Source organism: Pseudomonas sp. NUPR-001 (assembly GCF_052147955.1).
Classification (GTDB): Bacteria; Pseudomonadota; Gammaproteobacteria; order Pseudomonadales; family Pseudomonadaceae; genus Aquipseudomonas.
In genome coordinates this window covers 5,428,909-5,449,898 of the sequence record NZ_CP197353.1, presented here as the reverse complement: position 1 = coordinate 5,449,898, position 20,990 = coordinate 5,428,909, and the positions used below count along the sequence as shown (strand labels likewise).

20 protein-coding genes are annotated in these 20,990 nt (G+C 60.1%); 12 read left to right on the top strand and 8 right to left on the bottom strand.

What is annotated here, in order from left to right:
- Positions 1-2: 2 nt before the first annotated feature.
- Positions 3-1,205: a nicotinate phosphoribosyltransferase gene (gene pncB / locus ACP6KB_RS25065; protein WP_442110162.1), complete on the bottom strand. Its 1,203-nt coding sequence runs from the start codon at positions 1,203-1,205 to the stop codon at positions 3-5.
- Positions 1,206-1,675: 470 nt separating this feature from the next.
- On the opposite strand from pncB, the gene ACP6KB_RS25060 reads away from it, so the two are divergent.
- The 6 genes from ACP6KB_RS25060 (at position 1,676) to ACP6KB_RS25035 (ending at position 8,235) form a co-directional block, all read left to right on the top strand.
- Positions 1,676-2,812 (top strand): branched-chain amino acid ABC transporter substrate-binding protein, encoded by a 1,137-nt coding sequence (locus ACP6KB_RS25060; protein ID WP_442110161.1) that lies wholly within the window; start codon positions 1,676-1,678, stop codon positions 2,810-2,812.
- Between the two features lie 161 nt (positions 2,813-2,973).
- Positions 2,974-3,888 (top strand): ABC transporter permease subunit, encoded by a 915-nt coding sequence (locus tag ACP6KB_RS25055; RefSeq protein ID WP_028945700.1) that lies wholly within the window; start codon positions 2,974-2,976, stop codon positions 3,886-3,888.
- A gap of 2 nt (positions 3,889-3,890) precedes the next feature.
- Positions 3,891-5,174, top strand: a complete 1,284-nt coding sequence (gene livM, locus ACP6KB_RS25050; RefSeq protein WP_442110158.1) for a high-affinity branched-chain amino acid ABC transporter permease LivM — start codon at positions 3,891-3,893, stop codon at positions 5,172-5,174.
- Complete coding sequence (locus ACP6KB_RS25045) at positions 5,171-6,046, top strand: ABC transporter ATP-binding protein (protein WP_442110157.1); 876 nt, start codon at positions 5,171-5,173, stop codon at positions 6,044-6,046. The genes livM and ACP6KB_RS25045 overlap by 4 nt, the downstream gene beginning before the upstream one ends.
- Complete coding sequence (locus tag ACP6KB_RS25040) at positions 6,043-6,759, top strand: ABC transporter ATP-binding protein (protein ID WP_442110155.1); 717 nt, start codon at positions 6,043-6,045, stop codon at positions 6,757-6,759. The genes ACP6KB_RS25045 and ACP6KB_RS25040 overlap by 4 nt, the downstream gene beginning before the upstream one ends.
- A gap of 708 nt (positions 6,760-7,467) precedes the next feature.
- Entirely contained in the window at positions 7,468-8,235 is a 768-nt protein-coding gene (locus ACP6KB_RS25035) for an SDR family oxidoreductase (protein ID WP_442110153.1), read from the top strand.
- 101 nt (positions 8,236-8,336) lie between these two features.
- On the opposite strand, the gene ACP6KB_RS25030 is transcribed toward ACP6KB_RS25035, so the two are convergent.
- From ACP6KB_RS25030 to ACP6KB_RS25020, 3 genes are all read right to left on the bottom strand, one after another.
- Positions 8,337-9,449 carry an AGE family epimerase/isomerase gene (locus ACP6KB_RS25030; RefSeq protein ID WP_442110151.1) on the bottom strand — a complete coding sequence of 371 codons (1,113 nt, stop codon included), beginning with the start codon at positions 9,447-9,449 and terminating at the stop codon, positions 8,337-8,339.
- A gap of 72 nt (positions 9,450-9,521) precedes the next feature.
- Positions 9,522-10,154, bottom strand: coding sequence for a TetR family transcriptional regulator (locus ACP6KB_RS25025; protein WP_442110149.1), 633 nt, complete (start codon positions 10,152-10,154; stop codon positions 9,522-9,524).
- A gap of 133 nt (positions 10,155-10,287) precedes the next feature.
- On the bottom strand, positions 10,288-10,698 hold the full coding sequence (locus ACP6KB_RS25020; protein ID WP_442110147.1) for a hypothetical protein: 411 nt from the start codon (positions 10,696-10,698) through the stop codon (positions 10,288-10,290).
- 325 nt (positions 10,699-11,023) lie between these two features.
- Here ACP6KB_RS25020 and ACP6KB_RS25015 point away from each other — a divergent pair, with 325 nt between their 5' ends.
- Complete coding sequence (locus ACP6KB_RS25015) at positions 11,024-13,057, top strand: AsmA family protein (protein WP_442110145.1); 2,034 nt, start codon at positions 11,024-11,026, stop codon at positions 13,055-13,057.
- A gap of 40 nt (positions 13,058-13,097) precedes the next feature.
- Here the strand turns inward: ACP6KB_RS25015 and ACP6KB_RS25010 are convergent, their stop codons facing one another.
- Positions 13,098-13,628, bottom strand: coding sequence for a ferritin-like domain-containing protein (locus ACP6KB_RS25010; RefSeq protein WP_442110143.1), 531 nt, complete (start codon positions 13,626-13,628; stop codon positions 13,098-13,100).
- Positions 13,629-13,821: 193 nt separating this feature from the next.
- On the opposite strand from ACP6KB_RS25010, the gene ACP6KB_RS25005 reads away from it, so the two are divergent.
- On the top strand, positions 13,822-14,712 hold the full coding sequence (locus tag ACP6KB_RS25005) for a lipase family alpha/beta hydrolase (protein WP_442110141.1): 891 nt from the start codon (positions 13,822-13,824) through the stop codon (positions 14,710-14,712).
- Here the strand turns inward: ACP6KB_RS25005 and ACP6KB_RS25000 are convergent.
- Complete coding sequence (locus ACP6KB_RS25000; RefSeq protein ID WP_442110139.1) at positions 14,693-15,589, bottom strand: DMT family transporter; 897 nt, start codon at positions 15,587-15,589, stop codon at positions 14,693-14,695. The genes ACP6KB_RS25005 and ACP6KB_RS25000 overlap by 20 nt on opposite strands.
- Positions 15,590-15,686: 97 nt before the next feature.
- On the opposite strand from ACP6KB_RS25000, the gene ACP6KB_RS24995 reads away from it, so the two are divergent.
- Together ACP6KB_RS24995 and ACP6KB_RS24990 are read left to right on the top strand one after the other, a co-directional pair.
- The gene (locus ACP6KB_RS24995) at positions 15,687-16,487 is read left to right on the top strand and encodes an AraC family transcriptional regulator (protein ID WP_442110137.1); all 801 of its coding nucleotides are present in this window, start codon (positions 15,687-15,689) and stop codon (positions 16,485-16,487) included.
- Positions 16,488-16,532: 45 nt separating this feature from the next.
- Complete coding sequence (locus tag ACP6KB_RS24990; protein ID WP_442110135.1) at positions 16,533-17,540, top strand: AI-2E family transporter; 1,008 nt, start codon at positions 16,533-16,535, stop codon at positions 17,538-17,540.
- A gap of 123 nt (positions 17,541-17,663) precedes the next feature.
- On the opposite strand, the gene ACP6KB_RS24985 is transcribed toward ACP6KB_RS24990, so the two are convergent.
- Positions 17,664-18,929 carry an Hsp70 family protein gene (locus tag ACP6KB_RS24985; RefSeq protein ID WP_442110133.1) on the bottom strand — a complete coding sequence of 422 codons (1,266 nt, stop codon included), beginning with the start codon at positions 18,927-18,929 and terminating at the stop codon, positions 17,664-17,666.
- Between the two features lie 160 nt (positions 18,930-19,089).
- Here ACP6KB_RS24985 and cbpA point away from each other — a divergent pair, with 160 nt between their 5' ends.
- Both cbpA and ACP6KB_RS24975 read left to right on the top strand, forming a co-directional pair.
- Positions 19,090-20,040 (top strand): curved DNA-binding protein, encoded by a 951-nt coding sequence (gene cbpA, locus ACP6KB_RS24980; RefSeq protein WP_442110131.1) that lies wholly within the window; start codon positions 19,090-19,092, stop codon positions 20,038-20,040.
- Positions 20,041-20,042: 2 nt separating this feature from the next.
- Positions 20,043-20,348 carry a chaperone modulator CbpM gene (locus tag ACP6KB_RS24975; protein ID WP_442114376.1) on the top strand — a complete coding sequence of 102 codons (306 nt, stop codon included), beginning with the start codon at positions 20,043-20,045 and terminating at the stop codon, positions 20,346-20,348.
- 120 nt (positions 20,349-20,468) lie between these two features.
- Here ACP6KB_RS24975 and ACP6KB_RS24970 read toward each other — a convergent pair whose 3' ends face one another.
- Entirely contained in the window at positions 20,469-20,990 is a 522-nt protein-coding gene (locus ACP6KB_RS24970) for a GNAT family N-acetyltransferase (protein WP_442110129.1), read from the bottom strand.

Genomic DNA, 20,990 nt, shown 5'->3' with positions numbered 1-20,990 from the left:
AATTACTCCTTGGGCACTTTGAATACGTGGCGCAGGTAGGCGACGAAATTTTCGTCGCGACATTGAGTTTTGGCGGCCTCGTCGGAAATCTTGGCGACAGGCTGGCCGTTGCAGTCGGTCATTTTAAGCACGATGTTCATTGGCGCCACCCCGGGAATGTCACAGGTCAGGTTGGTGCCAATGCCGAAGCTGACGTTGATCCGGCCACGCAGGGCGCGGAAGATCTCCAGTGACTTGGTCAGGTTCAGGCCATCGGAGAACACCAGGGTCTTGGTCATCGGGTCGATTCCCAGCTTGCGGTAGTGGTCGATGGCTTTTTCCGCCCAGCGCACCGGGTCACCCGAGTCATGGCGCAGGCCATCGAACAGCTTGGCGAAGAACAGGTCGAAATCGCCGAGGAAGGCATCCATGGTGATGCAATCGGTCAAGGCGATGCCGAGCAAGCCGCGGTACTCGCGTACCCAGCAGTCGAGGGCGGCGATCTGGCTGTCGATCAACCGCGGGCCCAGTTGTTGGTGGGCCATGATCCATTCATGGGCCATGGTGCCCAAGGGTTTGATATCCAGCTTTCGTGCCAGGTGCACGTTACTGGTGCCGACAAAACGTGCAGGGAAGTCTTCCTTGAGCACTCGCACCACTTCTTCCTGAACCTTGTAGGAGAAGCGTCGGCGGGTACCGAAGTCGGCCACCTGCAGCTCGGCCAATTCGTCACCGCTGGCGTGCGCCTTGAGCCAGTCGAACTTGCGGTACAGCTGGTCGCGAGCATCGCTGAGTTTGACCTGCGGGTAGCGCTGGCGGTTACGCACTTCGCTGATGATCGCCAATAGTGGCACTTCAAACAGGATCACATGCAGCCAGGGGCCGCGCAGGCGCAGGAACAGCTGACCGTTCTCGATGCCCAGTTGCAAGTAACGAAGATTGAAGCGGAACAGGCCGAGAAAACGCAGGAAGTCCGGCTTTATGAAGGTGATCTGCTCAAGAAAGTTGAGTTGGCCGTTGGCCAGGTTCAGTTCACATAACAGATCGATCTGTTCACGAATCTGCTCCAGATAGGGGCGCAGGTCTTCGCCATTACGGCAACGAAACTCCCATTCCACCTCAACGTTGGGGTAGTTGTGCAGGACGGCCTGCATCATGCTCAGTTTGTAGAAATCCGTGTCGAGCAGGTTTTGCACGATGCGATCGGCGAAGGCGCTCTCGCTCATAAGGGGCTCCGATAGGGGCGCGCGCCATCACCAGCCAGCGACGACACACAGACCTCGCCATTGTGCCAGCCTTTTTCCACAGGTGGGGCAGGCACGCCTCGGGTACATCGGTAGCAGCTCAAGGTAGCAGCACTTTCGCCAGTCAGCGGCTAGCCTGTAATGGTGCCCGCTGTAGCAGTCGCGCACCACGGATGTGCAGTTCGGTTACGCATCCTGTTACAGGCTAGTTGCACGTAAACACTTGCCGGGGTTGCAATGATGGCACTGAGCGGTTGCTCTTTTGTTTGGAAAGCGGTGGCGCTTGCCGTATGGCAGACGGTTGCACAGCCAATAAAAAAAGGACACGGCTTGGGCTCCGACAAGTTCTTCATGAGTTTTTCCAGAATAAAAATCCAATGGCACGGCCCTTGCTCAGAGCAATTGCTGAAAGTTGTAGTGCCAACCAAAAAAACTCCAAGGAGCACCACCTCATGTCGCAGACGTTTTACAAGAAAGGCTTTCTGGCCCTCGCCGTAGCTACGGCACTGGGTGTTTCTTCGTATGTTCAGGCCGACGTCAAGATCGGTGTAGCGGGCCCGATGACCGGTGCCAACGCAGCGTTTGGCGAGCAATACATGAAAGGTGCCCAGGCAGCGGCTGATGCCGTCAACGCCGCGGGTGGGGTCAACGGCGAGAAGATTGTCCTGGTCAAGGGCGATGATGCCTGTGAGCCGAAGCAGGCTGTGGCCGTGGCCAACCGTCTGGTCGATCAGGACAAGGTCATTGGTGTAGTCGGGCACTTCTGCTCGTCCAACACCATTCCGGCCTCCGAGGTGTATGACGAAGCTGGGGTGATCGCGATTACCCCGGGCTCGACCAACCCTCAGGTTACCGAGCGCGGCCTGAGCGCCATGTTCCGTATGTGCGGGCGTGACGACCAGCAGGGCATCGTGGCCGGCGATTACATCGTCGATGTGCTCAAAGGCAAGAAGGTCGTGGTGCTGCACGACAAGGACACCTACGGTCAGGGCCTGGCCGATGCCACCAAAGCCCAGCTGGCCAAGCGTGGGGTGACGCCGGTGCTGTATGAAGGCCTGACTCGTGGCGAGAAAGACTTCAGCGCCGTGGTCACCAAAATCCGCGCCGCCGGTGCCGACGTGGTGTACTTCGGTGGCCTGCACCCGGAAGCCGGTCCGCTGGTTCGGCAGATGCGTGAGCAAGGTCTGAAAGACGTCAAGTTCATGTCCGATGACGGCATCGTCACCGATGAACTGGTGACCACCGCCGGTGGCGCGCAGTACGTCGATGGCGTGTACATGACCTTCGGCGCCGACCCGCGCCTGCTGCCAGAAAGCAAGGCGGTGGTAGACGCGTTCCGCAAAGGTGGCACCGAGCCTGAAGGCTACACCCTGTACGCCTATGCCTCGGTCCAGGCGCTGGCCGCCGCCTTCAACGGTTCTAAGTCGAACAAGGGCGAAGACGCTGCCAAGTGGCTCAAGGCCAATCCGGTGAGCACCGTGATGGGCGAGAAGAAGTGGGACAGCAAAGGCGACCTGACCGTCTCCGACTACGTGGTCTACCAGTGGGACAAGGACGGCAAGTACCACCAACTGGAAAAACAAAAATAACAACGGTATTCGACCCGGGCCTGTGCCCGGGTCGCTACCCGGTTTTGCGCCGTACCTGTCTTTTCTCGTAGATCTGCACAATCCCTGCGCTGCGAGAGCCGCTTCATCCGGGGCTCACCGTAGTCGGCGCTTGTGCAATCTCAAATACGTGAGATTGCGTTATGGATGGTATTTTTCTGCAGCAACTGATCAATGGACTGACCCTGGGGTCTGTCTATGGTCTGATCGCCATCGGCTACACAATGGTCTATGGCATTATCGGCATGATCAACTTCGCGCACGGCGAGGTGTATATGATCTCCGCTTACCTGGCGGCGATCAGTCTGGCATTGCTGGCGTACTTCGGTATCGAATCCTTCCCGCTGCTGATGCTCGGGACGCTGATCTTCACCATTGTGGTTACCGGCGTGTATGGCTGGACCATCGAACGCATCGCCTACAAACCCCTGCGTAACTCCACGCGCCTGGCACCATTGATCAGTGCCATCGGCATTTCGCTGATCCTGCAGAACTACGCGCAGATCAGCCAGGGTGCACGGCAACAAGGCGTACCGACTCTGCTCGAAGGCGCCTGGCGCCTGGAAGTGGGTACCGGGTTCGTCCAGCTGACCTACACCAAGATCTTTATCCTGGTTGCCGCGTTCGTCGGTATGGCCGCGCTGACCTACATCATCAAGTTCACCAAGTTGGGGCGCATGTGCCGCGCGACCCAACAAGATCGCAAGATGGCTTCGATCCTCGGCATCAACACCGACCGGGTGATCTCCTACGTGTTCGTCATCGGTGCCGTGATGGCCGCGCTGGCCGGTGTACTGATCACCATGAACTACGGCACCTTCGACTTCTATGCCGGCTTCATCATCGGCATCAAGGCCTTCACCGCAGCGGTACTGGGCGGCATCGGCTCGTTACCGGGCGCCATGCTCGGCGGGATCATCCTCGGCATCTCCGAGTCGCTGTTCTCCGGGCTGATCAACTCTGACTACAAAGACGTGTTCAGTTTCTCCCTGCTGGTGCTGATTCTGATCTTCCGTCCCCAAGGCCTGCTGGGTCGCCCACTCGTGGCGAAGGTGTAAGTATGTCTGCTGCCAAATCCGCTTCATTCGATCTCAAGCGCAGCCTGATCGACGCGATTCTCGCTGGGCTGATTTCCCTGATTGTCTTCGGGCCCATCGTCGGCGTGGTGCTCGACGGCTACAGCTTCAACATGGAACCGACCCGCGTTGCCTGGTTGGTTGCCGGGGTGATGGTCGGGCGCTTTGTGCTCAGCCTGTTCCTGCAGACCCCCAAGGGCCAGTCGATCCTGCAGAGTTTTGAGGGCGGTGGCTCCGGCGTGCATGTGTTGGCACCGGACTACAAATCGCGGCTGCGCTGGATCATCCCGGCGCTGATCGTGATCGCCATTGTCTTTCCATTCTTTGCCAACAAGTACCTGCTGACCGTGGTGATCCTCGGTCTGATTTATGTGCTGCTGGGGCTGGGCCTGAACATCGTGGTCGGGCTGGCCGGTTTGCTCGACCTTGGCTACGTGGCGTTCTATGCCATTGGTGCCTACGGGTTGGCGCTGGGCTATCAGTACCTGGGCCTGGGCTTCTGGACGGTGTTGCCATTGGCGGCCATTGCTGCCGCCTTGGCCGGGTGCATATTGGGCTTTCCGGTGTTGCGCATGCACGGCGACTACCTGGCCATCGTGACCCTGGGCTTTGGTGAAATCATTCGCCTGGTGCTCAACAACTGGCTGTCGTTTACCGGTGGGCCCAACGGCATGCCGGTGCCGTCGCCAACCTTCTTTGGCCTGGAATTCGGGCGTCGGGCCAAGGATGGCGGGATACCGTTTCACGAGTTCTTTGGCGTTGACTACAACCCCAACCTGAAATTCCTGTTCATCTACATCGTGCTGTTCCTGGTGGTGCTGGCGGTGCTGTACATCAAGCACCGGCTGACCCGCATGCCGGTAGGGCGCGCCTGGGAAGCGCTGCGTGAAGACGAAATCGCCTGCCGCTCGATGGGCCTGAACCATGTGCTGGTCAAGCTCTCGGCCTTCACCATCGGTGCGTCCACCGCCGGTCTGGCCGGGGTGTTCTTTGCCAGCTACCAGGGCTTTGTGAACCCGTCGTCGTTCACCTTCTTCGAGTCGGCGCTGATCCTCGCCATTGTGGTGCTGGGCGGCATGGGCTCGACGGTCGGTGTGGTGATCGCCGCGTTCGTACTGACCGTGGCCCCAGAGCTGCTGCGCAGCTTCTCTGAGTACCGGGTACTGCTGTTCGGCGTGCTCATGGTGTTGATGATGATCTGGCGACCGCGCGGTTTGATTCGTATCAGCCGTACCGGTGTGGTGCCACGTAAAGGAGTAGCGCCATGAGCGATGACGTGATTCTCTCGGTCGACAACCTGATGATGCATTTTGGCGGGATCAAAGCGCTCAGCGACGTCAGCCTCAAGGTTAAACGCAACGCCATCTTTGCCCTGATCGGCCCCAACGGCGCTGGCAAAACCACGGTGTTCAACTGCCTCACCGGCTTCTACAAAGCCAGTGGCGGCAAGATCGAACTGAACATGCGCGGCACTCGTACCAACGTCATTCAGTTGCTTGGCGAGCGCTTCCAGTTGGGTGACTTCGTTTCGCCCAAACGTTTTATCAACCGCCTGCACTACAAGATGTTCGGCGGTACCCACCTGGTCAACCGCGCAGGGTTGGCGCGCACCTTCCAGAACATTCGTCTGTTCAAGGAAATGTCGGTGGTGGAAAACCTGCTGGTGGCCCAGCACATGTGGGTAAACCGCAACCTGCTGGCCGGTGTATTGAACACCAAGGCCTACCGCAAAGCGGAAAGCGATGCTCTCGATCACGCGTTCTACTGGCTGGAAGTGGTCGACCTGGTCGATTGCGCCAACCGCCTGGCCGGTGAGTTGTCTTACGGCCAGCAACGTCGCCTGGAAATTGCCCGGGCCATGTGTACGCGGCCGCAGATCATCTGCCTGGACGAACCGGCCGCTGGCCTCAACCCGCAGGAAACCGAAGCGCTGAGCAAGATGATTCGGGTGCTGCGTGATGAGCATGATTTGACCGTGGTACTGATTGAGCATGACATGGGCATGGTCATGAGCATTTCCGACCATATCGTGGTGCTTGACCACGGCAACGTGATCGCTGAAGGCGCACCGCAAGACATTCGTCACAACCCGACGGTGATTGCGGCTTATCTGGGCGCCGATGAAGAGGAACTGGTATGAGTACAGCGATCCTCGAAATGAAAGAGATCGACGTGTTCTACGGGCCGATCCAGGCCCTGAAGAAAGTCTCGTTGCACATCGATGAAGGTGAAACGGTGAGCCTGATCGGCTCCAACGGTGCGGGCAAATCGACGCTGCTGATGTCGATCTTCGGCCAGCCGCGAGCGGCTGCGGGGCAGATCGTCTACCGAGGCACCGACATTACCCACAAGTCTTCCCACTACATCGCCTCCAACGGTATCGCCCAGTCGCCGGAAGGGCGCCGGGTGTTCCCGGACATGTCGGTGGAAGAGAACCTGATGATGGGCACCATCCCCATTGGTGACAAGTTTGCCAGCGAAGACATGCAGCGTATGTTCGAACTGTTCCCGCGTCTCAAGGAGCGGCGTAATCAGCGGGCCATGACCATGTCCGGTGGCGAGCAGCAAATGCTCGCCATCGCCCGCGCCTTGATGAGCCGGCCCAAGTTGCTGCTGCTGGATGAGCCGTCGTTGGGGTTGGCGCCGATCGTGGTCAAACAGATCTTCGCCACCTTGCGTGAGTTGGCACAGAGCGGGATGACCATCTTCCTGGTGGAGCAGAACGCCAACCATGCGCTGAAACTGTCGGACCGTGCCTATGTCATGGTCAACGGCCAGATCCGTCTGAGCGGCACCGGGCAAGAGCTGCTGGTCAACGAGGATGTGCGCAACGCCTACCTCGGCGGCCACTGATACAACCTAGGTAGGAGCGGGCTTGCCCCGCGATGGCGGTGTGTCAGTTAAATCGCTATCGCGGGGCAAGCCCGCTCCCACCAGGGTTATCCACCCGTTTGTGGAAAACCTTACGAGCACTTCCTCTCAAGCGCGACACAAAGTCGCTGCAAACGAATGTTTTCCCATGCTTTTCAGTTGTCCACCATTGGTGTGGAAGCGGCTGTGGGTAACTTGGTGGCACCTTGCTGAAAGCCTTGAATTACAAGGCCTTGAGCTTTGTGGTTGTTTTTTGATCAAGTATTCAACAAAGATTTTCGGCGGCCATTGTCAAGTGTTTTGTACGCGGTGCAACTACGGCTCTGATTCACTGAATGGCCTGTGGATAACTCTGTGGGCAAGCATTGGAAAGAACGCTGCAGGCAGCGTTTTCACAGGCGTTGGGCCATCATCGGAAATGCTTTAATGCGGGTGCACTAAGGCAAGAGGGCTGATAGTCAAGGAAAATACTTGCTGGCGCCGCTGAAAAGCCCGATTGCACAGGGCTGAAGTTGCCCCCAGAGTTTGTGCAAGAGCCTGTGGATAAGGTGAGCAAAGCTTGCTCCAGCCCTTACAGATCAAGGCTTTGCCACTATTGAGCGTTTTTTGTACAGCATCTGCCTGCTTGCTGACGCGGTTGGCGGCGGGCATTCTGCTGATCCGTAATATCGACCTTGCAAGGAGTACCCGATGACTTCCACCGTATTTATCACTGGGGCCACCTCTGGTTTCGGCGAAGCCTGTGCCCGTCGATTCGCCGAGGCAGGTTGGTCGTTGGTGCTGACCGGTCGCCGTCAGGAGCGCCTGGATGCGCTATGTGAAGAGCTGTCGAAAAAAACCGAAGTGCACGGCCTGGTGCTCGACGTACGTGACCGCAAGGCCATGGAAGCGGCGATTGCCAACCTGCCGCCATCGTTTGCCAAGCTGCGCGGGCTGATCAACAACGCCGGCCTGGCCCTGGGTGCGGACCCTGCGCCGAAGTGCGACCTGGACGATTGGGAAACCATGGTCGACACCAACATCAAAGGCCTGATGTTCAGCACCCGTCTGCTGTTGCCGCGGCTGATCGCCCATGGCCGTGGCGCGACCATTCTTAACGTCGGCTCGGTGGCGGGTAACTACCCGTATCCGGGCAGCCATGTGTACGGCGGCACCAAGGCGTTTGTCGGGCAGTTTTCCTTGAGCTTGCGCTGCGACTTGCAGGGCACCGGCGTACGCGTCAGCAACATCGAGCCAGGGCTGTGTGAAAGCGAGTTCTCGCTGGTGCGCTTTGGCGGTGATCAGGCGCGCTACGACGCGACCTATGCCGGTGCCGAGGCGATCCAGCCGCAGGACATTGCCGAGACCATCTTCTGGATCATGAACCAGCCGGCGCACATCAACATCAACAGCCTGGAGTTGATGCCAGTGAGCCAGGCGTGGGCCGGTTTCTCGATCGACCGCTCCAGCAAGGCCTGACGCCCCCCCTCCGGTAGGAGCGGGCTTGCCCCGCGATAGCGATCTGCCTGACACACCGCGATCGCGGGGCAAGCCCGCTCCTACAGAGTGCTAGCATCTGTTCAAGGAAGTTGCCCACCCAGGCCTTGAAGGCAGGTAGCCAGGTGGTACGGGGTGGTCGACGGCATATCGCTGCGGCTCACCGCGCCACTGGCGTCACGGCACTCGTGCCAGCCACCGGCATGCAGGAACTGCTGCTGCAGCGCCTGGAGCTGGGCGAGGACCTTGCTGGCGCTGTTCGGGCGCAAGGTCAGGGCGCGCAAGTACTCGGCCTGAGCCCAGATGCGCTGGGTGGCATCGCGGACCCGGCCGTCTGGGCTGAGCATGGCCAACACCGCTGTGTTTTTCACACCGCAGTGCTCGGCGTAAACGAATGCGCGATCAAGCGACGCGTGCAGTTCGCTACCGCGTAGCAGCGTTGAAGACTCAAGCAGGTAGAACCATTCGAACTGGTGACCCGGTTCAAACCAGTTATCCACAGACCCGCGCGGCTTTTCCAGCATCACCCCATGCTCAGGGTCGATGAAGTGTTGTTGCATGGCCTCGGCCAGCCCCAGCAGGTCACTTTGCACCTGCTCGTCGTCGCGCACCGCCAAGGTTGCCAGGAATGCTTCGGCCAGGTGCATCAACGGGTTCTGCAACGGGCCGCTGCCCAGGTCTGACCAGTCTTCAGCCAGACTGGCTTCATACAAACCGTCGTCGCGGGCGAATTGTTCGGCCACCACGCTCAGTGCGGCGTTGAGGGTGGACTCGACCAGTTGCTCGCGCACCTGCCCCCAGTAATGGGCGCAGGCAAAAATGATGAAGGCGTGGGTGTAGAGATCTTTGCGCCGGTCCAGCGGTTTGCCCTGGGCATCGATGCTGTAGAACCAGCCTCCATGTTCGGCATCGTGGAAATGCCGTTGCAGCGAGCGAAACAGTGCCGCTGCGTGCTCACGGGCGCCAGGTTGTTCGATGCGGCTGCTGAACAGGTACAGCTGGCGGGCGCAGGCCATGGCCCGGTAGCGCTGTGCAGGCAGTGGTTGCTGCTGCGCATCGAGCGCTTCGAATGGCAGGGCCATCTGCGCGTTCCAGCCCGGGCCTTGCCAGAGCGGCACAATGCGCTGGGTAAAGTGCGTCTGCACCTGTTCGAGCAGGGCAGGCAGTTCAGGCTGGGCGTTATGAAGGTCGGGCATGGAGAAGATTCATCGCGATCAATGCGTTTGCGCGCATGGTAGCAGGAATCCCGCGGGCGGCGGCGGCCAGGCTCAACTCGGGGTGCTGAGCCCTTGCCAGTGTTTGGCGCCGACGAAGATGAAACGCAGTTGTTGGGTGATCTTGTCCTGAGGGCTCAGTGCTTGCTCAACGTCACCGCCAGGTTCGTCGATCAGTTCCGGCAGGGTGGCGAACACGGTTTTTACCACCAGATCCGCGATCACCGACAGTGCAGCATTATCCAGATGCTGCCAGCGCGGCATCATCGAAAGGTCGGTGGCCAGGTCAGAGCTGATGCCCTGGCGCAGTGTGGCAATCGCCTGACGCACGGGCTGTGAGCCGCCGTACTGTTCACGTGCCAGAAACAGGAACTGCGGGCGATTGGCCGTGACCACATCGAGGAAGATGCGCACCGACGCGTCGGTGATGCCACCGAGTTCGAACTCGTTCTGGCGCACTAGACGAATGGTCTGGCGGAAGGTTTCGCCTACTTCATTGACCAGGGCCAGGCCGAGCTGGTCCATGTCGGTAAAGTGGCGGTAGAAACCGGTGGGGACGATGCCAGCACATTTGCTGACTTCGCGCAGGCTGATACTGCCGAAACCTCGGCCACTTTCCATCAGGTGGCGGGCGGCATCCAGTAAGGCTTGGCGTGTCTGTTGCTTTTGTTCGGCGCGCGGCAGCATGGCGAGTGTCAGTTGGCAGTGAAACAGCCCTGCACTCTAATAGCCTGCGCCGGGAAAACAAAGCCCGGTCAATTGACCGGGCTTGGAGGGGAACCGTTGCAAGGTTGGGATCTCTTATTGTCTGGCATAGGCTTCAGCTCACACGTTGGTTCTTTTCGATCAGACGGTCAGAACCACCTTCGGCAACCTGATAGCGTTCTTTCAGACGATCAGAACCACCTTCGGCTACACGATTGTTGCGTTCCAGCAGACGATCCGAGCCACCTTCGGCTACACGGTTGTTGCGTTCCAGCAGACGATCCGAGCCACCTTCGGCTACGCGATTGTTGCGTTCCAGCAGACGATCCGAACCACCTTCGGCAACGCGATTGGTGCGTTCCAGCAAGCGATCCGAGCCGCCTTCGGCCAGGGTGTTCAGCGGCTGCGAGACCACCACCGAGCTGGAGCGGGATTCGGCGGTCAGGCTTTGTTCGCTGGCTGGGATGGCGAAGGCATTGGCGGCCAGGATGGACAGGGACAAGCTCAGCAGTAATTGGCGTTTCATTGTTCGGTGCTCCTTGGTGGGGCTGGAAAGTGAGTACGGAGCCAATGCTACGCTTGGGGGCGAGAGTTAGAAGTTCATAAAGATAATGGTAACAATCAACGGAATTGATGCTCTGCGGCGCAGGCTCTAGCTCAGTGCTTACAGCCGATTTGAAGAGCCGTTTGCGGGCAGCGCGCGCGTTTGATCAATGTGGGTATCGATGGGAAACCAAGAAAAAATCGGCAATTTCCATGATCAATTAAACCCCTGCGGGTTTCGTCAGTCCGATGGTTAAGTGCCATCAAAACGTCCACTGATGCAGCGTGGTCGTCAGGAGATTTATGCAATGACGCGTCCCACCAGAATCCTCACCTGGACCCTCGCCAGCCTGCTGCTGGTGCTCACCGTGCTGGTAATCGTCATTGCGACGTTTGACTGGAACCGGATCAAGCCGACCCTCAATGCCAAAGTCTCCGAAGCGTTGCACCGGCCTTTCGCCATCAATGGCAACCTCGCCGTGCACTGGCAGCGTGAACCCGAACAGGGCGGTTGGCGTGCCTGGGTGCCATGGCCGCGCTTCATCGCCGAAGACCTGACCCTGGGCAACCCGGACTGGCTCAAGGAGCCACAGATGGTCGGCCTCAAGCGGGTGGAGTTTCGCTTGTCACCGTTGCCGTTGTTGTTCCAGCAGATCGTGATTCCGCGCATTGACCTCAACCAGCCCACCGCCAGCCTCAAGCGCCTGGCCGATGGCCGCGCCAACTGGACCTTCGATTTCGGCGCCAAAGACCCGCAGGCCGAGCCCTCGGCCTGGGTGCTGGACATCGGCGCCATTGGCTTCGATAAGGGCCAGGTAAACCTTGATGACCAGACCTTGAAAACCCGCCTTGAGGTGTTGATCGACCCGCTGGGCAAGCCGATTCCCTTCAGCGATATCGTCGGCAAAGCCTCGGCGCAAAAAAGCACCGCAGCGCAAGACTACGCCTTCGGTTTCAAGGTCAAAGGCCGCTACAAGGACCAGGCGCTGTCCGGTGATGGCAAGATTGGTGGCTTGCTGGCGCTGCAGGACGCGAACCAGCCGTTTCCCTTGCAGGCTGATGTGCAGATCGCCGATACCCGCATCGCCCTCGCCGGGACATTGACCGACCCGCGTAACCTGGGTGCGCTGGACCTGCGTTTGCGCTTGTCCGGTACCAGCTTGGGCAATCTCTACCCGTTGACCGGCGTGATCCTGCCGGACTCGCCCGCGTACTCCACCGACGGCCATCTGACCGCCAAGCTGCATGAACCCGGTGGCGCGCTGTTTCGCTATGAAGACTTCAACGGCAAGATCGGTAACAGCGATATCCACGGCGACCTGACCTTCGTCGCGCGTCAGCCGCGGCCCAAACTCAGCGGCAGCCTGGTTTCCAATCAGTTGCTGTTCAAAGACCTCGCGCCGTTGATCGGCGCCGACTCCAATGCCCAGCAAAAGGCCCGGGGCGGGGCGAGCAAGCAGCCGAGCGACAAGGTGTTGCCGGTTGAAGAGTTTCGTACCGAGCGCTGGCGCAGCATGGACGCCGACGTGACCTTCAGCGGCAAACGCATCGTGCACAACGAAGCGTTGCCGTTCAACGACCTGTCGAGTCACTTCGTGCTCGACGATGGTGTGCTGCGCCTGGAGCCGCTGCGTTTCGGTGTTGCGGGCGGCAAGCTGGATGCGCAGGTTCGATTGGATGGCCGCACGGTCCCGATGCAGGGCCAGGCAAAGCTCAGCGCCCGAGGCTTCAAACTCAAGCAGTTGTTCCCGACCTTTGAACCGATGAAAACCAGCTTTGGTCAGCTCAACGGTGATGCCGACCTGAGTGGACGAGGCAACTCGGTGGCCAAGTTGCTGGCAACCGCCAATGGCGAGCTGAAAATGCTCATCAACGATGGCGCCATCAGCCGTGGCTTGATGGAGATTGCCGGATTGAATGTGGGTAACTATGTGGTCGGGCAGTTGTTCGGTGACAAAGCCGTGAAGATCAACTGTGCTGCAGCCGACTTCGCGATCAAGGATGGTTTGGCGACAACCCGGCTGTTCGTGTTCGACACCGAGAACGCGATCATCTACATCAACGGCACGGCGAACTTTGCCACCGAGCAGCTGGATTTGAAGGTTAACCCTGAGTCCAAAGGCGTGCGGCTGTTGTCGTTGCGTTCGCCGTTGTACGTGCGCGGGCCTTTCGCCAAGCCTGATGCCGGAGTGCAGGCGGTACCGCTGGCCTTGCGAGGCGCGGGGATGGTGGCGTTGGGTGTGCTGATCGGCCCGGCGGCGGGCTTGCTGGCGCTGGTGGCGCCTGGGGGGGATGTGCCGAATCAGTGTACGCCGCTGCTGGAGCGGATGAAGGCGGGGTGAGCGTATCGCGGGGCAAGGCGGGCTTGCCCCGCGATGACACTCACAACCCTTTAAGCAAATCAGCCATATCGTCGGCGTGCTCTTCTTCCTGGGCCAGGATGTCTTCGAAGATGCGCCGGGTGGTTGGGTCCGACTCACCAATGTACTGGATGATCTCGCGATAACTGTCGATGGCGATGCGCTCGGCGATCAGGTCTTCGAGCACCATTTCCTTGAGGTTCTTGCCCGCCACGTATTGGGCATGGGAAAGCTTGCTCAGGTTGTCCGGGTTCAGGTCCGGCTCACCGCCCAATTGCACGATGCGTTCGGCCAGTTTGTCGGCATGCTCCAACTCCTGGTTGGCGTGCTCGAGAAACTCGTCGGCGGCAACGCTGGCCTTGATACCGCTGGCCATGTAGTAGTGACGCTTGTAGCGCAGGGCGCAAACCCACTCGGTGGCCAGCGATTCGTTGAGCAGGCGCAGGATTTTCTCCCGGTCGGCGTTGTAACCTTCGGTCACGGCGCCTTGCTCGACATGCTTGCGGGCGCGGGCGCGCAGGGTGTTCACATCGGTCAGTTCAACGGTACTCATGGTCATCTCCTGGCTGATCACGGTGCTGCAGGGTGTACAGGGTTGGAACCGCAGCGAGCGTCAGGAGTTCGATTGCAGTTGCAACCGAGTGGGCAGAGACTGATCGCGGGGCAAGCCCGCTCCCACAGGCCGGTGGGAGCGGGCTTGCCCCGCGAATGGCTATCCACGTCCACGGAAGGGGGAAACACAGCCAATGGCACAACCACTTGCCACACGTTATCCACTGGTGCTGGTGCCGGGCATGCTCGGCTTCGTCCGCCTGCTGTTGTACCCCTACTGGTTTGGCATTGTCTCGGCCTTGCGCCGCGGCGGTGCCAAGGTCTTTGCCATTCAGGTATCGCCGCTCAACTCAACCGAAGTACGTGGCGAGCAATTGCTGAAGATCATCGAAGACATCCGCCAGCGCACCGGGGCCGACAAGGTCAACCTGCTCGGTCACAGCCAAGGCGCGCTCACCGCCCGCTACGCGGCAGCCAAACGGCCAGAGTGGGTGGCCTCGGTCACCTCGATTGCCGGGCCGAACCAGGGCTCGGAATTGGCCGACTACCTGCTTGAACATTACCCCACCGACTCGGCCCGTGGTCGCTTGCTCAAGGCCCTGTTGCATGGCCTGGGCGTATTGATCGGCTGGCTGGAAACCGGCTGGCGCGGGCCGCAGCTGCCGATCGATGTGCATGCCTCGCATCACTCACTGACCTGCGCGGGCGTGGCCCTGTTCAACCAGGCTTATCCACAGGGCCTGCCCGACACCTGGGGCGGTGAGGGCGCGGCGCTGGTCAACGGTGTGCGCTATTACTCCTGGTCTGGCACCTTGCAGCCGGGGATCACCGACCGGGGCCTGAACCGCCTGGATGGCAGCAACCGCTTCTGCCGCCTGTTCGCCCGCACCTTCGTCCGTGAGGCCGGGCATTGTGATGGCATGGTTGGCCGCTACAGTTCGCACCTGGGGCAGGTCATCGGTGATGACTACCCGCTGGATCACCTCGACATCGTCAACCAGTCACTGGGGGCGGTGGGCAAGGGCGCCGAGCCGGTGCGGCTGTTTACCGAGCATGCGGCGCGGCTCAAGGCTGCTGGGCTGTAAGCGGAGCAGGGCGAAGGGGCGTTTGCCAACGTTCGGCAAGGATCACCCCGGCCAGGGTCAGCAGACCACCGGACACATGATAGAGTGCCAGTTGCTCATCGAGGACCACAGCGGCAATCACCGCCGTGATGGCCGGCAACAGGTTGAAGAACAGTGTGGTGCGGCTCGGCCCCAGGCGGCTGACCGCCTGCATCCACGCCAGGGGCGCGATCATCGAGGCCAGTACGCAGGCGTACAGCACCAGGCCGATATTGCCCTGGCCCAGCCCGGTCTTGTCGGACAGCAGGAACAACGGCAACAGCACGATGATCGCCACCAGCACCTGCAGGTACAACAGCACCAGAGGCGGCAGGCGTAGCTGCCATTTCTTCAACAAGGTGCTGTACAGCGCATAGGCCAGGGTAGCGATGAGCATCATCAAGTCGCCGCCATTGACGCCGTGCTGCAGCAATGTACCCAGATCGCCGGCCGACACCACCACCAGCACCCCGACGAAGGACACCACCGCCCCGATCAGCGCGCCAAAGGTCAGGCGTTGTCCCAGGCTGATGATGGCCAATGCCAACGACATCAACGGCATCAGCGAGAGGATGATGCCCATGTTGGTGGCGCTGGTGATGGCTGCGGCGAAATAGGCCAGGCTCTGATACACCGCCATGCCCAGCACCCCGAGCACGAAGATTTTCCCCAGGTTAGGACGGATCTCTGCCCAGTGGCGCAGCATGGGCCGCAGCAGAAACGGGGTGAACAACAGGCCGGCCAGCAGCCAGCGATAGAAGCCGATCTCGGCGGGAAAAATCGCCCCGGCGGACATTTTGGTGATGACCGTGTTGCCCGCCCAAATAAAGATGGCCAACAGGGGAAACGCATAATTCATGAGGCAACAACTCGTGTAAGTACAGGGCGCTATTATCTGCTGTCTGTCCTGTTAGCTATACTTGCATCCAGACAACCCACCCATCGATCCAGACAGCATGGCGCTTAAATACCTCGACATCCCGCAATTCACCGCCTTGCCCGCGCCGGTGTACTTTCGTTACGACGAGTTCGGTGCCGACACCCACAGCGCCGCGCACCGTCACGCCTGGGGCCAGCTCAACTATGCGGCGCACGGCATCATGCACCTGGAAATCGATGGTCAGCGCTTTGTTTCGCCACCGCACTATGCCGTGTGGGTGCCGCCCGACACCGATCACAGCTGCTACAACCCGCAGGCGATTGTTTACCGTTCGGTCTACCTCGACCGAGCCTTGTCGCAGACATTACCAGCGCAGCCCTGCACCCTGGTGATCAGCGAGATTCTCAAGGCCATTCTCAGCGACTTTGCCCGCCGCGACGTCAGCGTGCCGGAGGATGAAGCCGACCGGCGTCTGGCCCAGGTACTGGTCGATCAACTGCGCCTGGCCCCGACCCAGACCTGCTTCTTGCCTTATGCCCGCAGCGCCGCGCTGGAAGGTGTGCTGCAGGCCATGCAGGCCGAGCCGGGCGACAACCGGCCGCTGGCGGATTGGGCGGCGGGCGTGCATGTCAGTGAGCGCACCCTGGCCCGGCAGTTCTTGCGGGAGCTGGGGATCAGCTTTGGTGAGTGGCGACTGCGCCTGCGCTTTTTACGCGCCATCGAAGCGCTGGAGCAGAACCTGCCGATCCAGCAGATTGCCTTCGACCTCGGCTACAGCAGTGCCTCTGCCTTCATCGCCATGTTCCAGCGCCATGCCCAGTGCACGCCTGAGCAATATCGGCGCCAGGCCCGCACTGCCACTATGCCTGCCGGGTGAAGGCTGGCAGACTGCGGTTTTTCCCGCCGTTGCCTTTGAGGTTGTATGACCTTCACCCCGCGCCAGATCAAAATGGCCAGTTGGATCATCGTATTCGCCGGCCTGTTGCTGGCGTTACCGCTCAAGCTGTTGCCGAGCCTGTTGGCGGGCCTGCTGGTGTTCGAACTGGTGAACATGCTCACGCCCAAGCTGCAATTGCTGATTGCCGGGGAACGTGCGCGTTGGTTGGCGGTGGCACTGCTTGGCACGCTGGTGGTCAGCACCCTGACCCTGGTGTTCGCCGGGGCGATCAGTTTTCTGCTGCACGAAGCCGAGAACCCTGGCGCCTCGCTGGATAAGTTCATGCTGCTGGTGGACCAGGCGCGCGCGCAACTGCCGCCATTCGTTGACGCTTACCTGCCGGCCAGCGCCGCAGAGTTCAAAGTGGCCATCGGTGAGTGGCTGAAAACCCACCTGGGTGAGCTGCAACTGGTGGGCAAGGGCGCGGCGCACATGTTCGTCACCTTGCTGATCGGCATGATTCTCGGCGCTATCGTCGCCTTGCAGCGCATCCCTGATATCTCTCGACGCAAACCCCTGGCCGCGGCGCTGTTCAACCGTTTGGCGCTGCTGGTGCAGGCGTTTCGCAATATCGTCTTTGCGCAGATCAAGATCTCCCTGCTCAACACCTTCTTTACCGGGATTTTCCTGGCGGTGGTGTTGCCGATGTTCGGCGTTCACCTGCCGTTGACCAAAACCCTGATCGTGCTGACCTTCCTGCTGGGATTATTGCCAGTGATCGGCAACCTGATGTCCAACACCCTGATCACCATTGTCGGCCTGTCGTTGTCGATCTGGGTGGCGATGGCGGCGTTGGGTTATCTGATTGTTATCCACAAGGTCGAGTACTTCCTCAACGCGCGGATTGTTGGCGGGCAGATCAGTGCCAAATCGTGGGAGCTACTGCTGGCGATGCTGGTGTGCGAAGCGGCGTTTGGCTTGCCGGGGGTGGTGGCCGGGCCGATTTACTATGCCTACCTCAAGAGCGAACTGCGCCAGGCTGAGTTGGTGTGATGCCAGTGGGAGCGGCGGTGCGGCGACCCGACTTGCCCCGCGAAGCGATGTGACTGGTTAATCGCAATCGCGGGGCAAGCCCGCTCCCACAGACAGGTGGTGCAAGACAGTCCCACAGGTGATTCAACCGTAGCGCTTACGCGCCTCAATGGCCAAGCCGCTGCCAATGCTGCCGAAGATGTTGCCTTCAACATGCCGGGCATTGGGCAGCATCGCCGCCACGCTCTGGCGCAGGGCCGGGATACCACTGGAACCACCGGTGAAAAACACCGTATCAACTTGGGTAACGCCAACACCGGCCTTGATCAGCAACTCCGTGACACTACCGCGCACACGCTCCAGCAGGCTGTCGATCGACTCTTCGAACAGTGCCCGGGTCAGATCGACGCTCAACCCCGATTCGACCCGTTTCAGATCAACCAGGCGACGGTCGTTGTGGGTCAGTTCGATCTTGGTTTCTTCCACTTCCATCGCCAGCCAGTGACCGGCGCGCTGCTCGATCAGCTTGAACAGGCGGTCGATGCCATCAGTGTCTTCGATGTCGTAGCGCATGCTGCCCAGGGCCAACTGGGACTTCTGCGAGTACACCGAGTTGATGGTGTGCCAGGTGGCCAGGTTCATGTGATGGCTGGTGGGCATGAAGGCGCCACTTTTCATCCGGCTGCCATAGCCGAACAGCGGCATCACGCCCTGCAGGCTGAGCTGTTTGTCGAAGTCGGTACCGCCGATATGCACGCCGCCGGTGGCGAGAATGTCATCGTGACGGTTGTCGAGCATGTGCCGTTCCGGGGCCAGGCGCACCAGTGAGAAGTCGGAGGTACCACCGCCGATATCGACGATCAGTACCAGCTCTTCACCCTGAATGTTCGACTCATAGTCGAAGGCCGCAGCAATGGGTTCGTACTGGAAGGAGACTTCTTTGAAGCCGATCTTGCGCGCCACTTCGGCCAGGGTGTCTTCGGCTTCCTGGTCGGCGGCCTGGTCGTCATCGACGAAATGCACCGGACGGCCCAGTACCACTTCATCGAAGGCGCGGTCGGCATTGGCCTCGGCGCGCTTTTTCAGCTCGCCGATGAACATGCCCAGCAGGTCTTTGAACGGCAGGGCGGTGCCCAGCACGCTGGTGTCATGCTTGATCAGCTTGGAACCCAGCAGGCTCTTGAGCGAGCGCATCAGGCGGCCTTCGTAACCTTCGAGGTATTCGTGCAGGGCCAGGCGGCCGTAGACCGGGCGGCGCTCCTCGATGTTGAAGAACACCACCGACGGCAGGGTGATCTTGCCGTCTTCCAGGGCGATCAACGACTCCACGCCCGGGCGATGCCAGCCGACGGTGGAGTTGGAGGTGCCGAAGTCGATGCCGCAGGCACGGGCCGGGGATGCGTCACTCATGGGATGTACTTCCGGGGGAAAAACGGCCGCGCAGTTTATGCCAGTGGCCAGCAGAATCAAGACCGATTATCTGCTTTACAGCAAACCCAAGGTCGCCTTGAAAGGCTATGCTTGACCCCAATCTACAGAAGCAACGCACAATTTGATGGTGATTCCTTAGATGGACTTCAAAGACTACTACAAGATACTTGGCGTAGAGCCTACAGCGGACGACAAGGCGATCAAAACGGCCTACCGCAAGCTTGCGCGCAAGTATCACCCCGACGTCAGCAAAGAGCGTGACGCCGAGGAAAAATTCAAAGAAGTAAACGAAGCGCATGACGTGCTGAGCAGCCCGGAAAAACGCGCTGAATACGACGAGCTGCGCAAATACGGCCAGCATGGCCGCCCATTCCAGGGGCCGCCCGGTTGGGAAAGCCGCAGCTCGGGTGGTTTTGAAGGTGGCGACTTTTCCGATTTCTTCAGCTCGATCTTTGGCGCCCGTGGTGGCAACGGCAATCCGTTCGGTCGTGGCCAACAGCAACGCAGCGCCGGTCGGCGAGGGCAAGACGTGGAAATGGAACTGGCGATCTTCCTGGAAGAAACCCTGTCTGGCGAATCGAAGCAGATCAGTTTCCAGGTGCCGCAGCACAACGGCAGTGGCCAGCGTACCGGTTTCACCACCAAAACCCTGAATGTGAAGATCCCTGCTGGCGTGACCGACGGCGAGAAAATCCGCCTCAAGGGCCAGGGTGCGCCGGGTATCGGCGGTGGCGCCAATGGCGACCTGTTCCTGACCATCCGCATGGCACCGCATCCGCTGTTCGATGTCGAAGGTCATGACTTGATCATTACCGTGCCGCTGGCGCCTTGGGAGGCCGCACTGGGCACCAAGGTGGCGGTGCCGACCCTGACCGGCAAGATCAACCTGACCATCCGCCCCGACAGCCAGAGTGGGCAGCGCCTGCGGGTCAAGGGCATGGGCCTGGCGAACAAGCAGGGTGCGCGCGGCGATCTTTATGCACAGCTGAAAGTGGTGATGCCCAGCCACAGCGACGACACAACCCGCGAGTTGTGGAACAAGCTGGCAGAGAAGGCGGCATTCAATCCGAGGACACAATGGAGTAACTGATGATGAGCAGTACCCTGGTCGTTCAACTGGACATGCAGACCCTTTGTCGGGAAGCCGATCTACCGGCCGCCTACGTGATCGAAATCGTCGAGCACTGCATTGTCGAACCTTCCGGGCGAACGCCGGAAGAGTGGTTGTTTGACGACCAGGCGGCGCTGCTGGCCAAGCGTGCGGCGAAGTTGCAGCGCGAGCTTGCGCTGGAGTGGGAAGGGGTGGCGCTGGCGCTGGAGTTGCTGGAAGAGGTTCAGCAACTGCGCAGTGAGAACACCATGCTCAGGCAGCGGTTGGGCAGGTTTCTGCAAGGCTGAACGCTTCATCTTGGAGGGCAACTGTCTTGCACTACCTGTAGGAGCGGGCTTGCCCCGCGATTGCAATGTGACAGGCGGATCGCAATCGCGGGGCAAGCCCGCTCCCACTGAGAGGAGGGGTTAGAGCAACTTGTAGTACAGCGCCGTCGGCCGATACGTGCCATCCGGCCCACATGCGTATTCCGGAATCTCCCCAGCCTTGATATACCCCAGCGACTGATAAAACGCCTCCGCCTCCGACCCAGCCTCGGTATCCAGGTACAAGGTCACGCGTTGTTTCTGCCGTGCGGTGGCTTCCAGCGCCTGCATCAGTTGTTGCCCCAGCCCCCGGCGGCGTGCGGCACTGTGCACCAGCAACTTCTGCACTTCCGCCCGTTTCAACCCATTGAGCTTCTGGCACAGCCCCAGCTGCACGCTGCCAAGCACTTCCTGATCCTTGCTGACCACCCACAGCAGCAACTCTCCACTGCTTAGGCGCTGTTTCACTTCATCCAGGTAGCTGTTGGCCTGTTGCGCATCGATGTTTTCCAGAAAGCCAACCGAGGCACCGTGGCGTACGGCATCGAGCAGTAAATCCACCAGTCCGTCACGGTAATGGGTAAAGCTTTCATGGGTCACCCGATTGAGGTGCGCAGCATTCAT

Excerpts from the sequence above, each read along its gene's own strand:
- pncB (WP_442110162.1), bottom strand. The coding sequence starts at position 1,205 with ATGAGCGAGAGCGCCTTCGCCGATCGCATCGTGCAAAACCTGCTCGAC.
- ACP6KB_RS25060 (WP_442110161.1), top strand. The coding sequence starts at position 1,676 with ATGTCGCAGACGTTTTACAAGAAAGGCTTTCTGGCCCTCGCCGTAGCT.
- ACP6KB_RS25055 (WP_028945700.1), top strand. The coding sequence starts at position 2,974 with ATGGATGGTATTTTTCTGCAGCAACTGATCAATGGACTGACCCTGGGG.
- livM (WP_442110158.1), top strand. The coding sequence starts at position 3,891 with ATGTCTGCTGCCAAATCCGCTTCATTCGATCTCAAGCGCAGCCTGATC.
- ACP6KB_RS25045 (WP_442110157.1), top strand. The coding sequence starts at position 5,171 with ATGAGCGATGACGTGATTCTCTCGGTCGACAACCTGATGATGCATTTT.
- ACP6KB_RS25040 (WP_442110155.1), top strand. The coding sequence starts at position 6,043 with ATGAGTACAGCGATCCTCGAAATGAAAGAGATCGACGTGTTCTACGGG.
- ACP6KB_RS25035 (WP_442110153.1), top strand. The coding sequence starts at position 7,468 with ATGACTTCCACCGTATTTATCACTGGGGCCACCTCTGGTTTCGGCGAA.
- ACP6KB_RS25030 (WP_442110151.1), bottom strand. The coding sequence starts at position 9,449 with ATGCCCGACCTTCATAACGCCCAGCCTGAACTGCCTGCCCTGCTCGAA.
- ACP6KB_RS25025 (WP_442110149.1), bottom strand. The coding sequence starts at position 10,154 with ATGCTGCCGCGCGCCGAACAAAAGCAACAGACACGCCAAGCCTTACTG.
- ACP6KB_RS25020 (WP_442110147.1), bottom strand. The coding sequence starts at position 10,698 with ATGAAACGCCAATTACTGCTGAGCTTGTCCCTGTCCATCCTGGCCGCC.
- ACP6KB_RS25015 (WP_442110145.1), top strand. The coding sequence starts at position 11,024 with ATGACGCGTCCCACCAGAATCCTCACCTGGACCCTCGCCAGCCTGCTG.
- ACP6KB_RS25010 (WP_442110143.1), bottom strand. The coding sequence starts at position 13,628 with ATGAGTACCGTTGAACTGACCGATGTGAACACCCTGCGCGCCCGCGCC.
- ACP6KB_RS25005 (WP_442110141.1), top strand. The coding sequence starts at position 13,822 with ATGGCACAACCACTTGCCACACGTTATCCACTGGTGCTGGTGCCGGGC.
- ACP6KB_RS25000 (WP_442110139.1), bottom strand. The coding sequence starts at position 15,589 with ATGAATTATGCGTTTCCCCTGTTGGCCATCTTTATTTGGGCGGGCAAC.
- ACP6KB_RS24995 (WP_442110137.1), top strand. The coding sequence starts at position 15,687 with ATGGCGCTTAAATACCTCGACATCCCGCAATTCACCGCCTTGCCCGCG.
- ACP6KB_RS24990 (WP_442110135.1), top strand. The coding sequence starts at position 16,533 with ATGACCTTCACCCCGCGCCAGATCAAAATGGCCAGTTGGATCATCGTA.
- ACP6KB_RS24985 (WP_442110133.1), bottom strand. The coding sequence starts at position 18,929 with ATGAGTGACGCATCCCCGGCCCGTGCCTGCGGCATCGACTTCGGCACC.
- cbpA (WP_442110131.1), top strand. The coding sequence starts at position 19,090 with ATGGACTTCAAAGACTACTACAAGATACTTGGCGTAGAGCCTACAGCG.
- ACP6KB_RS24975 (WP_442114376.1), top strand. The coding sequence starts at position 20,043 with ATGAGCAGTACCCTGGTCGTTCAACTGGACATGCAGACCCTTTGTCGG.
- ACP6KB_RS24970 (WP_442110129.1), bottom strand. The coding sequence starts at position 20,990 with ATGAATGCTGCGCACCTCAATCGGGTGACCCATGAAAGCTTTACCCAT.